This is a genomic window from Agromyces sp. NPDC056523 (assembly GCF_042794545.1).
In the GTDB taxonomy this organism is placed as follows: domain Bacteria; phylum Actinomycetota; class Actinomycetes; order Actinomycetales; family Microbacteriaceae; genus Agromyces.
Window position 1 is genome coordinate 1,038,529 of the sequence record NZ_JBHTTM010000001.1, and the last position, 14,628, is coordinate 1,053,156.

Annotated in this window: 14 protein-coding genes; 6 read left to right on the forward strand and 8 right to left on the reverse strand. The window is 71.5% G+C overall.

Going from position 1 to position 14,628, the window contains the following annotated elements:
* Window positions 1-82: 82 nt before the first annotated feature.
* Together ACFQ58_RS05065 and ACFQ58_RS05070 are read left to right on the forward strand one after the other, a co-directional pair.
* Window positions 83-1,768 (forward strand): acyl-CoA dehydrogenase family protein, encoded by a 1,686-nt coding sequence (locus ACFQ58_RS05065; RefSeq protein ID WP_376949961.1) that lies wholly within the window; start codon window positions 83-85, stop codon window positions 1,766-1,768.
* Between the two features lie 37 nt (window positions 1,769-1,805).
* Window positions 1,806-2,273, forward strand: a complete 468-nt coding sequence (locus ACFQ58_RS05070) for a methyltransferase family protein (RefSeq protein WP_376949962.1) — start codon at window positions 1,806-1,808, stop codon at window positions 2,271-2,273.
* A 1-nt stretch (window position 2,274) separates the two neighbouring features.
* Here the strand turns inward: ACFQ58_RS05070 and ACFQ58_RS05075 are convergent, their stop codons facing one another.
* Window positions 2,275-3,669: a phosphotransferase gene (locus ACFQ58_RS05075; protein WP_376949963.1), complete on the reverse strand. Its 1,395-nt coding sequence runs from the start codon at window positions 3,667-3,669 to the stop codon at window positions 2,275-2,277.
* 168 nt (window positions 3,670-3,837) lie between these two features.
* Between ACFQ58_RS05075 and ACFQ58_RS05080 the strand changes: the two genes are divergently transcribed.
* Window positions 3,838-4,287 carry a YbhB/YbcL family Raf kinase inhibitor-like protein gene (locus ACFQ58_RS05080; RefSeq protein WP_376949964.1) on the forward strand — a complete coding sequence of 150 codons (450 nt, stop codon included), beginning with the start codon at window positions 3,838-3,840 and terminating at the stop codon, window positions 4,285-4,287.
* 13 nt (window positions 4,288-4,300) lie between these two features.
* On the opposite strand, the gene ACFQ58_RS05085 is transcribed toward ACFQ58_RS05080, so the two are convergent.
* The 4 genes from ACFQ58_RS05085 to ACFQ58_RS05100 all read right to left on the reverse strand — a co-directional run bounded on the left by ACFQ58_RS05085 (window position 4,301) and on the right by ACFQ58_RS05100 (window position 10,058).
* Window positions 4,301-5,653, reverse strand: coding sequence for a nitrate/nitrite transporter (locus tag ACFQ58_RS05085; RefSeq protein WP_376949965.1), 1,353 nt, complete (start codon window positions 5,651-5,653; stop codon window positions 4,301-4,303).
* Between the two features lie 167 nt (window positions 5,654-5,820).
* Window positions 5,821-7,899, reverse strand: a complete 2,079-nt coding sequence (locus ACFQ58_RS05090; RefSeq protein WP_376949966.1) for an ABC transporter ATP-binding protein — start codon at window positions 7,897-7,899, stop codon at window positions 5,821-5,823.
* A complete protein-coding gene (locus tag ACFQ58_RS05095; RefSeq protein WP_376949967.1) occupies window positions 7,896-9,629 on the reverse strand; it encodes an ABC transporter ATP-binding protein in 1,734 nt (577 codons plus the stop codon). Before ACFQ58_RS05095 ends, ACFQ58_RS05090 begins: the two co-directional genes overlap by 4 nt.
* A gap of 255 nt (window positions 9,630-9,884) precedes the next feature.
* On the reverse strand, window positions 9,885-10,058 hold the full coding sequence (locus ACFQ58_RS05100) for a CsbD family protein (RefSeq protein ID WP_376949968.1): 174 nt from the start codon (window positions 10,056-10,058) through the stop codon (window positions 9,885-9,887).
* A 292-nt stretch (window positions 10,059-10,350) separates the two neighbouring features.
* Here ACFQ58_RS05100 and ACFQ58_RS05105 point away from each other — a divergent pair, with 292 nt between their 5' ends.
* Entirely contained in the window at window positions 10,351-10,734 is a 384-nt protein-coding gene (locus ACFQ58_RS05105) for a YciI family protein (RefSeq protein WP_376949969.1), read from the forward strand.
* A complete protein-coding gene (locus ACFQ58_RS05110; RefSeq protein WP_376949970.1) occupies window positions 10,731-11,990 on the forward strand; it encodes an RNA polymerase sigma factor in 1,260 nt (419 codons plus the stop codon). The genes ACFQ58_RS05105 and ACFQ58_RS05110 overlap by 4 nt, the downstream gene beginning before the upstream one ends.
* Window positions 11,991-12,112: 122 nt before the next feature.
* On the opposite strand, the gene ACFQ58_RS05115 is transcribed toward ACFQ58_RS05110, so the two are convergent.
* Genes ACFQ58_RS05115 through ACFQ58_RS05125 form a run of 3 tightly spaced genes read right to left on the reverse strand, consistent with a single transcriptional unit; the run spans window position 12,113 to window position 13,919 of the window.
* Complete coding sequence (locus ACFQ58_RS05115) at window positions 12,113-12,646, reverse strand: GNAT family N-acetyltransferase (protein ID WP_376949971.1); 534 nt, start codon at window positions 12,644-12,646, stop codon at window positions 12,113-12,115.
* A gap of 47 nt (window positions 12,647-12,693) precedes the next feature.
* A complete protein-coding gene (locus ACFQ58_RS05120) occupies window positions 12,694-13,113 on the reverse strand; it encodes a DUF2510 domain-containing protein (RefSeq protein ID WP_376949972.1) in 420 nt (139 codons plus the stop codon).
* Window positions 13,110-13,919, reverse strand: a complete 810-nt coding sequence (locus tag ACFQ58_RS05125; RefSeq protein ID WP_376950337.1) for a sulfite exporter TauE/SafE family protein — start codon at window positions 13,917-13,919, stop codon at window positions 13,110-13,112. The genes ACFQ58_RS05120 and ACFQ58_RS05125 overlap by 4 nt, the downstream gene beginning before the upstream one ends.
* A 354-nt stretch (window positions 13,920-14,273) precedes the next feature.
* On the opposite strand from ACFQ58_RS05125, the gene ACFQ58_RS05130 reads away from it, so the two are divergent.
* Window positions 14,274-14,477: a cold-shock protein gene (locus tag ACFQ58_RS05130; RefSeq protein WP_092668238.1), complete on the forward strand. Its 204-nt coding sequence runs from the start codon at window positions 14,274-14,276 to the stop codon at window positions 14,475-14,477.
* Window positions 14,478-14,628 lie beyond the last annotated feature (151 nt).

Below are 14,628 nucleotides of genomic sequence, written 5' to 3' on the forward strand. Positions count from 1 at the left end.
CGACCGGGCCGACCCGGCCGACCGGGCGGCCGGCCGTGCGTCCGCTGCGCTCCGGGTGTGGAATGGGACGCGGAGGTCGACGATGATCACGCACGAGGTCGAGAACCAGGCGCCGCCACGGGTGGGCGTCGACGAGTTCGCCGCGAACGTCCCGCTCGTCGAGGCGGTCGCCCGGTGGGGAAGCGGCGCGGCGGCCGGCAGCCGCGGCGACGGCAACGGGCCGGATGACGCGGCGCGCGTCCTCCACGAGATCGGCGAGCTCGTCGGCTCCGCCGCGTTCCAGCGCGACGCCGAGCTCGCGAACACGCGCACGCCCGAACTGCGGACGCACGACCGATGGGGTCACCGCGTGGACGAGGTCGACTACGACGACGCGTACCACCGCGTCATCCGCTCGGCCGTCGGTCGCGGCGCGCACACCGGCGCGTGGGCGGAGCCCGGCCCTGGCGCCAACGTCGACCGGGCCGCCGCGTTCCTGCTCTTCGCGCAGGTCGAGCCGGGCCACGCCTGCCCTGTGTCGATGACGCATGCCGCGGTGCCCGTGCTGCAGCAGGCGGCGCCAGGGCTCATCGACGACTGGATGCCGCGGCTGCTGAGCCGCGAATACGACCCGCGGCTCGTCGGCGGCCCGGCCAAGCCGTCGGCGCTCGTCGGCATGGCGATGACCGAGAAGCAGGGCGGATCCGACGTGCGCGCCAACACGACGCGCGCCGAGCCGACCGGCGACGACGGCTCGTGGGGCGCCCGGTACCGGTTGACGGGCCATAAGTGGTTCTGCAGCGCGCCCATGAGCGACGCGTTCCTCGTGCTCGCGCAGGCGCCGGGCGGGCTGTCGTGCTTCTTCGTGCCGCGGGTGCTGCCGGACGGCTCGCGCACCGTATTCCGCATCCAGCGTCTGAAGGACAAGCTCGGCAACCGGTCGAACGCGTCGAGCGAGGTCGAGTTCGACGGCACCGACGGATGGCTCGTGGGGGAGGAGGGCCGTGGCGTCGCCACGATCGTGCAGATGGTGACCCGCACGCGACTCGACTGCGTGCTCGGCACCGCGGCCGGCATGCGCCAGGCCGTGGCCGAGGCGGCGTGGCACGTGCGGAACCGCCGCGCGTTCGGGGCGCTGCTCGTCGACCAGCCGGCGATGACGGCGGTCGTCGCCGACCTGGCGCTCGAGTCCGAGGCGGCGACGATCACCGCGATGCGGCTGGCACGGGCCTACGACGACGATGCCTCCGACGCCGATCGCGCGTTCCGCCGCCTGGCGACCGCGGTCGCGAAGTACTGGGTGTGCAAGCGCGGCCCCGAGCACGCGTACGAGGCGCTCGAGTGCCTCGGCGGCAACGGGTACACCGAGGGATTCCCCCTCGCGCGCCGCTATCGCGAGCAACCGCTGCTGGCGATCTGGGAGGGTTCGGGCAACGTGATCGCCCTCGACGTGCTGCGCGTGCTCGCGCGCGAGCCCGACGCGTTCGAGGCGTTCTTCGCCGTGGTGGGCGACGCCGAGGGCGAGCATCCGGCGCTCGACCTCGAGCTCGCCGAGGCGCGGTCGGTCGTGGCCGAGATCGGGCGAGCGGATGCCGCGACCGCGGCCCTGCGCGCTCGCGAACTCGCCGAGCGGCTCGCCCTCGTGCTCCAGGCCTCGCTGCTCGTGCAGCATGCGCCGTCCGCGGTCGCCGACGCCTTCGTGCGCTCGCGGATCGAGGGCCGCGCGGGTTCGCTCTACGGCTCCCTCCCCTCCGGCGTGGACCTCGCCGCCATCCTCGCCCGCGCCTGACGCGCCTCGCCGCGCCGCCGCCGGGCAGAATGGGCGAGTGAAGGATCGCGCGAACTGGCTCGTCGTCGCGCAGTTCGTGCTGCTCGCGGTGCTGGCGGTGCTCCCGTTCGTCGTGCCGCTGGCGCCCTTGTGGGCGGGGCAGCAGTCGACGGTGCTGGCGGTGCTGCTCATCATCACCGGACTCGTGCTCGCGGGCGCCGGCGCAGCAGCGCTCGGACGCGACCTCGTCGTGCAGGTGACGCCGCGCGAGGGTGCGGTACTGCGCACCACCGGCGTGTACCGGCTGACACGCAATCCGATCTACGTCGGCCTGCTCATCGCCGCGGCGGGCTGGGTCGTGTGGTTCGCGCGCGTCGACCTCATCGTCGCGTGGGTGCTGCTGGCCGTCGTGCTCATCGCCAAGGCGCGCGTGGAGGAGCGCCGGCTCGTCGCGCGCTTCGGCGACGACTACCGCGAGTACGCGGCGCGCACTCCGCTCATGCTCTGGCGTCGCGGCATCCGGTGAGCTATTCGGTCGCGGCCGCCGACGCCTGCAGCGGGCCGGCCGCGAGCAGCTGCTCGATCGCCCGCAGCGGGATCGGCGCCCAGTCGGGCCGATTGCGCGTCTCGTAGATCGCCTCGTACACGGCCTTGTCGAGCTCGAACGCCGCAAGCAGGTCGCGGTAGCGGCTGAGGTCGGTGCCGGATGCCGCGATGTAGCCGTCGATGAACGCCTGGCGCGCCGAGGCGGCCCACGCTCGCGCTTCGGCGGCGCGCTCCGGGTGGACGATCTCGGTCGCGCCGGCGACGTAGTCGAACGAGCGGAGCATGCCCGCGACGTCGCGCACCGGCAGGTCGGGACGGCGCCGCTCGGCCATCGGCCGCATCGGCTCGCCCTCGAAGTCGAGCAGGAGCCATCCGCGATCGGGGGAGAGGATCACCTGGCCGAGATGCAGGTCGCCGTGGATGCGCTGCAGCTGCGGCCACGCCCCGACCGTCGCCCGTGCGTAGTACTCCGTGATCGCGGCGCGGTGCGGCTCGAGTGCCGGCACCTCGGCGACGGCGATCGTGAGCCGCCGCTGCCACGCCGCGTCGATCGCGGCGATGAGCTCGTCGGAGGCGCGCTCGCGCGGGAACGCCCCGCCGAGCGAGCGGTGCACCTCCGCGACCGCGACCCCGAGCGCGTGTGCGTCGTCGGCGAAGTCGCGGCCCGCGGCTGCGGCGAGCAGCGCCACGCGCCAGGCGTCCTCGACGCCGGGCAGGAACTCCTGCGCGAACGCTAGGTGGCCGCGCGCGCGTCCATCGGGCCGACCGACGTCGTCCCACTCGCCGACGACGTCGCCCACGCTCGGCGGCACGTGCGGCGAACCCGATGCCGCGAGCGCCGTCTGCAGCGTCACGTCGGGGTTGTCGCCGTGATGGAGCTGGCGGAAGACCTTGCAGATCACCGGCGCCGCGCCATCCGGCCGGTAGATGATCGACGTGTTCGACTGCTCGCCGCCGAGCACGCTCGCGGGCACGTGCGGGCCGGGCCGCGTGGCATCCGGCGCCCCCGAGTAATGGCCCACGGCCGTGGCACCGTGCGCGACCGCGCGCCGCTCGTGCACGACGAGGTCGAGCAGCGCGTCGGTGAACGCCGGGTCGTGAGGGCCGTCGTACAGGTGCGGGCCGCCGTCGAGAGCGGCGATGAGGTGAGCGGATGCCTCCGGCACGGCCGACGCCCGCTCCACGACGGGGACCTGGTAGAGCACGGGCGGCTCCGTCGCGTCATCCATCAGCAGCATCGACCACACGCGCACGCCGGGATCGGCCGACGGCAGCTCCCACTCGCCGATGCGGCGGAGCCGCGGGGCGTGCCCCTTGCCGCCGTACCAGCGTTGCGCCGGCATCCACTCGGCGATCGCGGGCACGGCGCTGTCCATGGATCGAACATTAAGGCCGCCCGCAGCCGAAGTCGAGTTGCGACGCGGTCCGTGACGCCCCCAGAACACGGGCGATCGGCGCCACCCGACCCGCGCACCAGGCCGACGGCGTAGACGCCGGGGACGCCTCGCGCTACGTTTCGGAAGGGGCCAATGCAGGAGGAAGCCATGGCACGCATCGCCGACCTCGCCATCAGCAGTCCCGACCTCGAGCCGGACGCGGCCATCGACCCCCGGTTCGCCGGACGCAGCGGCGCCGTGCCGCGTCTGGAGGTGTCGGGCGTCCCAGAGGACGCCGTGGAACTCGCCGTGATCGTGCACGATCCCGATGCGCCGTCGCAGACCGGGTTCACGCACTGGGCGGTCTACGGCCTCCCGCCCGAGGACGGCCCCGTCTCGGCCGGCTCGCCCGGCGTGCGCGTGGGCCGCAACAGCGCGGGATCCGCGGACTACATGCCGCCGAATCCGCCCCGCGGGCACGGCGTGCACCACTACGAATTCCGGGCGTACGCGCTCGACACGAGCGTGGAGGGTGCGCCGAGCCGCGAGCAGTTCCTCGCGCGGTACGAAGGACACGTGCTCGAGCAGGCTCGGCTGGTCGGCACCTACTCGAACTGACGGCCTGCCCGACTCACACGAAGCGATCGGTACCGCGGTCTCGGCGGCGCGCGCGCGGCTCGTCGAGCCCGATGTGCACGCGCGTGCGCTTGCGCTCGATCACGATGAACAGGCTGCCGATGAACCACAGCGGCACCTGCGTCAGGAACGCCATCCGGAACGCGTCGAGCGTGTAGGTCGCGGGCGTGCCGGCGCCCTGCGCATCCATCGCGATGCCGATGAGCAGGATGGCGAGCAAGGCCGCGAGGAACCCGCCCACGTTCGTGATGCCGGTCGCGGTGCTCAGCCGGTGGCTCGGGTTGAACGTGCGGGTGTGGTCGAACCCGATCATCGAGCCGGGCCCGCCGGTGCTCATCGCGAAGGCGAGCACGAACAGCAGCCACAGCGGGGCCGGGCCGGGCCAGAGGATGACGACGAGCCACGCCGCCGCCTGGACGCCGATCACCGGAAGCACGAGCAGGCGCGATCTCCGCATCGGATGCCGGCTCGAGAGCGCGCCGATGACGGGGCCGACGAGGATGCCGAACACCACGTAGACCGTGAAGAGCAGCGAGGCCATCGCGGGCGAGAGGCCCTCACCCACGGTGAGGAACGGGAAGCCCCAGAGCAGCACGAACGCCGTGCCCGAGAACGGCGTCGTGAAGTGCGACCAGAACGCCAGGCGCGTGCCCGGGTGCGCCCAGGACTCCCGGAATCCCTGCCGCAGGTCGGCCGACGAGCGCACGGCATGGATGGCGCCGGTCATCGTGTCCACCGAGACGTCGGCCGTGCGACCCGGCGGCCGGTTCCGGATGACCGCGAACGTGAGGATCGTGAACAGCGCGCCGAGGCCCGCGAGTGAGCCGAACGCGACCGACCAGCTCGTCGCGTGCAGCAGGGCCGCGAGCGGGAGCACCGCGAGGATCTGCCCGGATTGGCCGATGAGTCCGGTCAGCTGCACCAGCAGCGGCGCCTGCCGCTCGGGGAACCAGACGGCGACCACGCGCAGCACGCTCGGGAACACGGCCGCGTCGCCCGCGCCGAGCAGCATGCGGGCGGCGATCGCCCACGCGACATCCGGTGCGAATGCCAGCGTGAGCTGGCCAACCGCCATGAGCGCCATGCCGATCGTGATGACGGGCCGGGCTCCGAACCGGTCGAGCAGGAGGCCCACCGGGATCTGCATCCCGCCGTACACCGCGAGCTGGATCACGGCGAACATCGAGAGCGTCGACGCATCCGCATCGAACCGCAGGGCCGCGTCGACGCCCACGGCCGACAGCGACGACCGATTGGTGATCGAGACGATGTACGCGGCGACCCCGACGCCCCACACGAGCCACAGTCGCCACGCGGGCGCGCTGGAGATGGGGGCAGGGATCGTCACGTTCCCTCGAGGCTAACGCGTGCGCGCGGGGAGTGACGACTCGGCGCTCTCCTCGTCGGGGCCGAGCTCGTCAACTTCCCGGGTCCAGCGCGGCCTGGTGTTCCGGTCCCCGGTGATGACGAGCGGATGCCGCGTGGCATCCGCTCGTCATCACCGCTCGCGTGGGGTCAGTTGACCGGCGCGTCTTCCGGCTCGCTCGCCGAAGCGGCGACCGGGTCGGCCGTCGATCCGTCCGCACCGGCGTCGGCCCCGGGAGCCTCGGCGTCGACGTCGTAGGCGGCCTGCTCGAACTGCGAGTTGTAGAGGCGGAAGTACGCCCCCTTCGTGGCGATGAGCTGGTCGTGGTTGCCCTGCTCGACGATGTCGCCGTGCTCCATCACCAGGATGAGGTCGGCGTCGCGGATCGTCGAGAGGCGATGCGCGATCACGAACGACGTGCGACCCTGTCGGAGCGCGGCCATTGCGTGCTGCAGCAGCAGCTCGGTGCGTGTGTCGACCGACGAGGTCGCCTCGTCGAGGATGAGCACCGACGGGTCGGACACGAATGCTCGCGCGATCGTGATGAGCTGCTTCTCGCCGGCCGACACGTTCGATGCATCCTCGTCGAGCATGGTGTCGTACCCGTCAGGCAGCGAATGGACGAATCGGTCGACGTACGTCGCCTTGGCTGCGGCCATGATCTCATCGTCGGTCGCCGAGTCGCGGCCGTAGCGGATGTTCTCGCGGATCGTGCCGGCGAACAGCCACGGATCCTGCAGGACCATGCCGGTGTGTGCGCGCACATCGTGACGCGTGAGCTCGGCGATATCCTGCCCGTTCAGAAGGATCCGGCCGCCGTCGAGTTCGTAGAACCGCATCAGCAGGTTCACGAGCGTGGTCTTGCCCGCGCCGGTCGGTCCGACGATCGCAACGGTCTGGCCAGGCCTGACCTGGAAGGACAGGTCGCGGATCAGCGGATGGTCGGGGTGGTACGAGAACGCCACGTGCTCGAAGACGATCGTTCCGTCGCCATCCGTCGGGGCGGGGGCATGAACCGCGTCGGCTTCCTGTTCCTCCTGATCGAGCAGGTCGAACACGCGCTCGGCCGAGGCCGTTCCGGATTGGACCACCGCGACCATGCCGCCGAGTTCGGACAACGGCTGCGTGAACTGCTGCGAGTACTGGATGAACGCCTGCACGTCGCCGAGCCGCAGCTGGCCCGAGGCGACCATGAGTCCGCCGAGCACGGCGATGCCGACGTACGTCAGGTTCCCGATGAACATCATGCCGGGCATGATCGTGTTCGAGAGGAACTGCGCCCGGAACGAGGCCTCGTACAGTTCCTCGTTCTCCTCCCGGAACGCCTGGCGGCTCGACTCCTCGCGGCCGAAGACCTTCACGAGCGCGTGGCCCGAGAACGACTCCTCGACGCGGGCGTTGATCCGGCCGACCTTGCGCCACTGCATGCCGAAGGCCTTCTGCGACTTCGGCCCGATGATGCCGAAGATGACGCCCATGAGCGGCAGTGCCACGAGGGCGACCAGTGACAGCTGCCAGGAGATCGAGAACATCATGATGAGTACGCCGATGACCGTGAGCACGGCCGTCAGGGCGCCCGACAACGACTGCTGCATCGTCTGAGTGATGTTGTCGATGTCGTTCGTGACGCGCGAGATCAGCTCGCCGCGCTGCACGCGGTCGAAGTAGCTGAGCGGCAGTCGGTTGATCTTCGCCTCGACCTGCTCGCGCAGGCGCCACATGGTGCGGACCATGATCACGTTGATCACGTAGCCCTGCAACCAGGTGAGGATGCCGGCGGCGATGTAGAGGAAGAGCACCAGGATGATGACCTGGCTCAGTCGGACGAAGTCGATGCCCTCGCCCGGCGTCACTCCGGCCGCTTGCACGATGTTCGCGAGCTCCTCTTGGCCGGCAGCCCGGAGCCCTTCCACGGCCTGCTCGGTCGTCATGTCGACCGGAAGCTGCGCGCCGATGATGCCGGCGAAGATGAGGTTGGTCGCCTCGCCGAGCACCTTCGGCGCCAGCACGGTGAGCACGACGCCCAGCGCGCCCATCAGGGAGACGAACGCGAGGGCGAACGCGTGCGGCTTCAGCAGGCCGAGCAGACGGCCGAACGCCCGGCCGAAGTCCTGCGCCTTGCCCGGGGCGACCGCACCGCTCCAGTCGTCGGCAGCGAGCCGCGCTTGCTCGCCGAGCTCGATCTCGAGGAGTTCCTCTTCGGTGAGCGTGGTCTGCTGCTGGCTCATCGGGCCGCCTCCACTCCGAGCTGGGATTCGACGATCTCGCGGTAGGTCTGGTTCGTCTCGAGCAGCTCCTCGTGGGTGCCGAGCCCGACCATGCCGCCGTCCTCGAGGACGACGATGCGGTCGGCGTCGGTGATCGTCGAGATGCGCTGGGCGACGACGATCTTCGTGACCTCGGGCAGCTCGCGCCAGAGCGCCTGGCGCAGTCTGGCATCGGTCGTGAGGTCGAGCGCCGAGAACGAGTCGTCGAAGACGAGGATGTGCGGCCGGTGCACGATCGCGCGCGCGATCGCCAGGCGCTGGCGCTGACCGCCTGAGACGTTCGTGCCGCCCTGGGCGATCTTTCCGTCCAATGCGCCCTCCATCTCCTCGACGAAATCGCGGCCCTGCGCGATCTCGAGCGCCTGCCACAGCTCCTCGTCGGTGGCGTCCTCCCGACCGAACCGGAGGTTGGACGCGACGGTGCCGGTGAAGAGGAACGGCCGCTGCGGCACGAGGCCGATCGTCGTCCAGAGCCGCTCGAGGTCGGCCTCGCGCACGTCGACACCGTTCACGAGCACCTGACCGCCGGTCACGTCGAACAGGCGCGGGATGAGGGAGACGAGCGTTGTCTTGCCGGCGCCGGTCGATCCGACGATGGCGACCGTCTCGCCCGGTTCGGCGCGGAACGTGATGTCGGAGAGCACGGGGTGCTCGGCCCCGGGGTAGGTGAACGATGCGGAGCGGAACTCGACCGTGCCGACGGCCGGGAACGAGTCGACCGCGTCGGACGGCCGCTCGAGCGATGTCGAGGCGCTGAGCACCTCGCCGATCCGGTCGGCGGACACGGCGGCCCTCGGGATCATGATCGTCATGAAACTGGCCATGAGCACGCCGCCGAGGATGATGCCGATGTACTGCATGAACGCGATCAGCGTGCCGATCTGCACCTCGCCCTGATCGACGGCGATCGCGCCGAACCAGATCACCGCCACGGTCGTGACGTTGAGGATCAGCATGAACAGCGGGAAGAGGAGCACGAACAGCGAGCCGACCTTCCGGCCGATGACCATGATGTCGGTGTTCGCCTCGCGGAAGCGGCCCTCCTCGATCGGCTCGCGCACGAAGGCGCGGATCACCCGGATGCCCGTGAGCTGCTCGCGCATCACGCGGTTCACCGCGTCGAGCTTCTTCTGGTAGCTGCGGAACAGCGGCACCATGCGGGCGATGATGATGCCGGCGAGCACGAGCAGCGTGGGAACTGCCACGCCGATGATCCAGCTCAGGCCGACGTCTTGCTGGAGGGCGAGGATGATCCCGCCGATCGCGAGCAGCGGCGCCGTCACGAGGAAGGTCGCGGCCATCATGGCGAACATCTGCACCTGCTGGACGTCGTTCGTGTTGCGGGTGATCAGCGAGCCGGCGCCGAACTTCGACACCTCGCGCTCCGAGAAGCCGCTGACCTTCTCGAAGACGTCGTTGCGGATGTCGCGGCCGAGGCGCATCGCTGCCTTCGCCGCGAAGTAGGTCGCGACGATCGAGCAGACGATCTGGCCGAGCGAGATCGCGAGCATGAACGCCCCGGTCTGCCAGATGAAGTCGGTGTCGCCTCTCGAGACGCCCTCGTCGACGATGTCGGCGTTCAGGCTCGGCAGGTAGAGAGATGCCAGCGCCGAGGCGAATTGGAAGACGAGCACCCCGGCCATGAGCCAGCCATAGGGCTTGAGATAGCGGATGAGGAGTTTGCCGAGCATGGGGTCCCCGCGTTGGAGCGATGTGTGGATGAGGAGGCGCGGGTCGTCCGCGCGACGCGTCGCCGGGCGTGGACCCGGCGTTGCGCTTGTTCAGTCTGCATCCAAGCGCGAGCCACCGACATCCGTCTGGAGGGTGATATCGCTCAGGGCGGAATTGGAATCGGAGGGATCCGTCCGGCGAGCGGCATGCGCCGCCGGACACGACGATGGGGCGCGCACCCCCGCGGTACGCGCCCCATCCGCCGAACGACCGGCTTACGAGTTGAAGGCGTCCTTCACCTTGTCGCCGGCCTGCTTGAGGTTGGCCTTGGTCTGCTCATTGCGACCCTCGGCCTCGAGACGCTCGTTGTCGGTGGCGTCGCCGAGTGCTTCCTTGGCCTTGCCGCCGAGCTCCTCAGCCTTGTGCTGAGCCTTGTCGTTGTCACCCATGTGGATCCCCTTTCGATCCCTTCGTCGCATCTCGTGGATGCGTCGTCGACCCACGGTAGGCAGGTCGGCGGATGCGGCTCCAGCCCTTGCCACCCGAGAACCGCTCTGCTACGCGCGATGCGCCGGGCGCGGCCGCGAGTGCGTGCACGAGCGACGAGTGCGCGCGCCGATCCGCGCGCATCCGCCGGATTCGCACGCGTTCGACGAATCCTGTCGAGAACCGCGATCCAGCCTCGACATACTGGTGGGAGCGCACCCGCCTCCCGATCGTGACGAAGCAAGGAGCGACGCCGTGAAGTACCTCATCCTCATCAAGTCGAACCCCGAGTGGAGCGCCGAGTGGGCGGCGTTCACGCCCGAGCAGCAGGCCGAGGGCATGCAGCTCTACACGAAGCTCACCGAGGAGCTGCAGGAGGCGGGCGAGTTCGTCGATGCCGAGCAGCTCGTCGGGCCCGAGGCGACGAAGACCGTCACCGTCGGCGACCACGGCGCCGTCGCGAGCGACGCGCCGCTGGCCGAGACGAAGGAGTTCCTCGGCGGGTACTACCTCGTCGACGTGGCCTCGTTCGAGCGCGCGGTCGAGATCGCTGGCCGCCTGCCCGAGGCGTCGTGGGGCGGCGTGCAGGTCCACCCGATCCTCGCGTACGACGCCGCGGCGGACACGTCGGTGGCGTGACCCCGACGCGGCCGGGGGAGCGGCATCGCGGACTCGACTCGATGCTCCGCGAGGCCGCACCCTCGGCGCTCGCCGTGCTCGTGCGGCGCACGGGCGACTTCGACGCGAGCGAGGACGCCCTGCAGGAGGCGCTCGTCGCGGCATCCGTCCAGTGGGAGCGGGACGGCCCGCCCGACCAGCCGGGTGCCTGGCTCGTGACCGTCGCGCACCGCCGGTACGTCGAGGCGGTGCGACGGGATGCCGCGCGGCGGGCGCGCGAGGAACGCGACGCGCTGCTCGAACCCGCGCACCGTTCGCGGGCGGCCGATCGCGACGACTCCCTCACCCTCTTCCTCCTCTGCTGCCACCCGGTGCTGCGGCGACCGGCGCAGCTCGCGCTCACCCTCCGGGCGGTCGGCGGCCTCACCACCGCCGAGATCGCCCGGGGCCTCCTGGTGCCCGAGGCGACCGTGGCGCAGCGCATCTCGCGCGCCAAGGCGCGCCTGCGCGCCGAGGGGGCGCGGTTCCGGATGCCGCGGGCCGACGAGCTGCCCGATCGGGTCGCCGCGGTCTGCCAGGTGCTGCACCTCATGTACACCGAGGGACACACCGCGAGCGCCGGCGAGTCGCTCGCACGCGCCGACCTCTCGGCCGAGGCGATCCGGCTCACGCACCTGCTCGCCGAGATCGTGCCCGGCGACGCGCGCTGGCGCGGCGAGGTCGACGGGCTGCTCGCGCTCATGCTGCTGACCGAATCGAGGCGGCCGGCACGGCTCCGCGTCGGGGCGCCGGGAGCGCCGCCCGTGCTCGTGCCGCTCGACGAGCAGGACCGGTCGCGGTGGGACCCCGAGCTGATCGCGCAGGGGATCGCGCTCGTGGAGCGCGCGCTCGCGACATCCGCCCCCGGCCCCTACCAGCTGCAGGCCGCGATCGCCGCGCTGCACGCCGAGGCGCCGTCGACCGAGGCGACCGACTGGCCGCAGGTCCTCGCGCTGTACGAGTTGCAGCGGCAGGTCGGGCCGGGGCCGATGGTCGAGCTCGGGTGGGTCGTCGCCGTCGCGATGGTGCATGGGGCCGATGTCGCGCTGCGCGAGCTCGAGACGGTCGCGCTCGAGCCGGCGCTGGCCGGACATATCCGCGTGCACGCCGTGCGGGCCCATCTGCTCGCGCGGGCAGGCCGCGACTCAGAGGCGCGCGCCGAGTTCGCGGTCGCGGCGGGGCTCGCGCTCAACGCGACCGAGCGCCGCTACCTCGAAGCGAAGGCCGCGGGCGCCTGAGGGCGCCGACCGCCTGCCGCGGTGCGGAGTTGTGCGGTCGAGAGTATGGCAATCGACGGCTTCCAGTCCGCCAGGCCGTCGTTCGGCACACTCTCGACCGAGCTGCGGGGCTGCGGGCGCCGCTACAGGGCGCGGGTGAACGCGACGCGGTGCTCGCCGGGTCCGTCGTAGTCGCGCCAGGCGAGCACGCCGTCGATCTCGGTGTCGCCGGTCAGCTCGAACCCCATGGCGCGGTGGAAATCCTGGGACCGACGGTTCACCGGGCCGGTGATGGCGTCGACCCGGCGGCATCCGCTCGCCCGCGCGGCGTCGAAGAAGCGCTCGTAGAGGGTGCGCGCGAGGCCCGACTGCCGGAGGTCGGGGCGCACGCCGACGAAGTGGATGTAGGCGACCTCGGGCTGGGACTGCGAACGGAAGCCGATGAGGAAGCCGGCGAGCGCCCCGCGGTCGTCCTCGACGATCGTCGAGCTGTCGGCGAAGTGCTGGAAGAACAGGCGCGGCAGGAGCCGGCCGAGGTCGGCCGTGCCGGGCAGGCCCCACCACTCGGGGATCGCCGACACGACGCGCGCGTGGTCGCCCACCTCCGGGCGGCGGAAGGCGAGCGACGGATGGCGCGGGTCGGGCGCGATGCTCGGCTCGGTGGGCGCAGGCGTCATGGACACGATCCTGCCGCACCAGTCGGGCGTGGGTGCGGTGACCTGGTTCAGCGGCCGAGCGCGACCCCGAGCGCGGCGAATGCGACGACGAGCGAGGCGGTCGCCGTGATCGCGCCCGCGGCGGCGACGAACCAGATGCGCGGCGAAGGTCCGAGTGGGGTCGGCAGCGCGGCGGGAGAGGGCCCGGGGGCTCCGGGCGGCGTCGGGATCGTCGTGTGATCGGGCGGCGACGACGCCTCGGGCGCTCGCGACGCGACACCGGCGGCGCGGTCGAGTCGGCGCGTCGACTCCAGGCCGAGGCCCTCGAGCGGATGGCTCGGGGCGTGAGCGGCATCGGCCGGCTGCGGTGCGTCCGCCCCGCGTGGGGACGTGTGCGGCGTCCAGCCCGAGCCGTCCCAGTACCGCAGGAGCGCGGCATCCGTCGCATCGTCGTACCAGCCGGGCGACCGGCGCGCGGTGCCGCTCATGCGCGGCCGGCGCGCTGCGCGCGGATGGCACGGACCGCGAGCTGCACGGCCGCGACGATGAGCAGCGCCGCGAAGAGCCATCCGCCGACCTCGGGCGGCACGAGGAAGGCGAGCGCGACGCCGGGGAAGGCCCCGAGCGTGGCCGCGATCCCGGCGATGATCGCGGCCCGCAGGTCCACGATGCCGCTGCGCCAGTTCTTCAGCGTGCCGCTGATCGCGGTCGGGATCATCGCCACCAGCGAGGTTCCGCGCGCCATGAGGTCGCCGAGCCCGAACACGGTGATGAACGCCGGCACCATGATGAGCCCGCCACCGACGCCGAAGAGCCCCGAGGCGATGCCGACGACGAGTCCCAGGGCGACGAGGCCGAGACCGGAACCGAGGTCGAGCGCCACCGGTTCCGCGGCGCGGTCGGGTGCGGCGATCGCGAGGCGGATCGCCACGACGACGAGCAGGGCGATGAACAGCCACCGCAGCCACTCGAGCGGGAGGCGGGCGAGGAGCGTGGCGCCGATCCATCCGCCCACGATGCCGCCCACCGCGACCAGCGCGGCGGCAACGAGATCGACCTGTCCGTTCGCGAAGTACGCGATCGAGCCGGCGATCGCCGTCGGGACGATCGCGGCGAGCGAGGTGGCCGAGGCGCGGCGCTGGTCCATCCCGGCCAGGAGGATGAGGAGCGGCACCATGACGATGCCGCCGCCCACGCCGAACATGCCCGAGAGCACTCCGCCGATCAGGCCGACGAGCACCAGCCGCCATGCGGCTGCGCGCGGCCGTTCGGGCGCGGGCGAGGCCGGGGGCATGGTCACCGGATCACCCTACCCATGTGCCTGCACGCGCTCCCATCGGCAGCGGTCCCCATGCGCAGGGAGTCCTCGCCGACGGAACCTGTGGACACATCCGGCGGAGTAGGGGCGGTGTGCTATAGCATGAAGGTTCCTCCACTCGCGGGCGCCCGCCCGCTTCACGACTGATTGCCCGGAGGCGGCACGATCCGCATGGCATGACCCGAGACCGAGGGCGACGACGCACCAGGTGCGGCGACCTTCGGAACCACCCGCCCGAGCGGCATCCGCCGCCGGGTCCTGCGGACGGCCGCCCGGCCGAACGTGAGGGGCCGAACGGTTCGGCCCAGTACGAACGAAGGAAATACCAGCATGGCAACCGGAACCGTCAAGTGGTTCAACGCCGAAAAGGGCTTCGGCTTCATCGCTCCCTCCGACGGGAGCCCCGACGTCTTCGCGCACTTCAGCGCCATCACGGGCAGCGGCTACCGCTCGCTCGAAGAGGGCCAGAACGTGGAGTTCGAGGTCGTCCAGGGCCAGAAGGGCCTCCAGGCCGAGAACATCCGCGCGATCTGAGCGCACGCGGGCACTGCCCGCACCCGTGACGCCGGGTCGGACCGCAAGGTCCGGCCCGGCGTTCGCCGTCTCCGGGGGTCCACGACCTCGCCGTCGCCGCGGAGGTGGCACGCAGGGACCGTCGATAGGCTCGCGGCATCCCCCGATGAAG

Excerpts from the sequence above, each read along its gene's own strand:
- ACFQ58_RS05065 (WP_376949961.1), top strand. The coding sequence starts at position 83 with ATGATCACGCACGAGGTCGAGAACCAGGCGCCGCCACGGGTGGGCGTC.
- ACFQ58_RS05075 (WP_376949963.1), bottom strand. The coding sequence starts at position 3,669 with ATGGACAGCGCCGTGCCCGCGATCGCCGAGTGGATGCCGGCGCAACGC.
- ACFQ58_RS05080 (WP_376949964.1), top strand. The coding sequence starts at position 3,838 with ATGGCACGCATCGCCGACCTCGCCATCAGCAGTCCCGACCTCGAGCCG.
- ACFQ58_RS05090 (WP_376949966.1), bottom strand. The coding sequence starts at position 7,899 with ATGAGCCAGCAGCAGACCACGCTCACCGAAGAGGAACTCCTCGAGATC.
- ACFQ58_RS05095 (WP_376949967.1), bottom strand. The coding sequence starts at position 9,629 with ATGCTCGGCAAACTCCTCATCCGCTATCTCAAGCCCTATGGCTGGCTC.
- ACFQ58_RS05100 (WP_376949968.1), bottom strand. The coding sequence starts at position 10,058 with ATGGGTGACAACGACAAGGCTCAGCACAAGGCTGAGGAGCTCGGCGGC.
- ACFQ58_RS05115 (WP_376949971.1), bottom strand. The coding sequence starts at position 12,646 with ATGACGCCTGCGCCCACCGAGCCGAGCATCGCGCCCGACCCGCGCCAT.
- ACFQ58_RS05120 (WP_376949972.1), bottom strand. The coding sequence starts at position 13,113 with ATGAGCGGCACCGCGCGCCGGTCGCCCGGCTGGTACGACGATGCGACG.
- ACFQ58_RS05125 (WP_376950337.1), bottom strand. The coding sequence starts at position 13,919 with ATGCCCCCGGCCTCGCCCGCGCCCGAACGGCCGCGCGCAGCCGCATGG.
- ACFQ58_RS05130 (WP_092668238.1), top strand. The coding sequence starts at position 14,274 with ATGGCAACCGGAACCGTCAAGTGGTTCAACGCCGAAAAGGGCTTCGGC.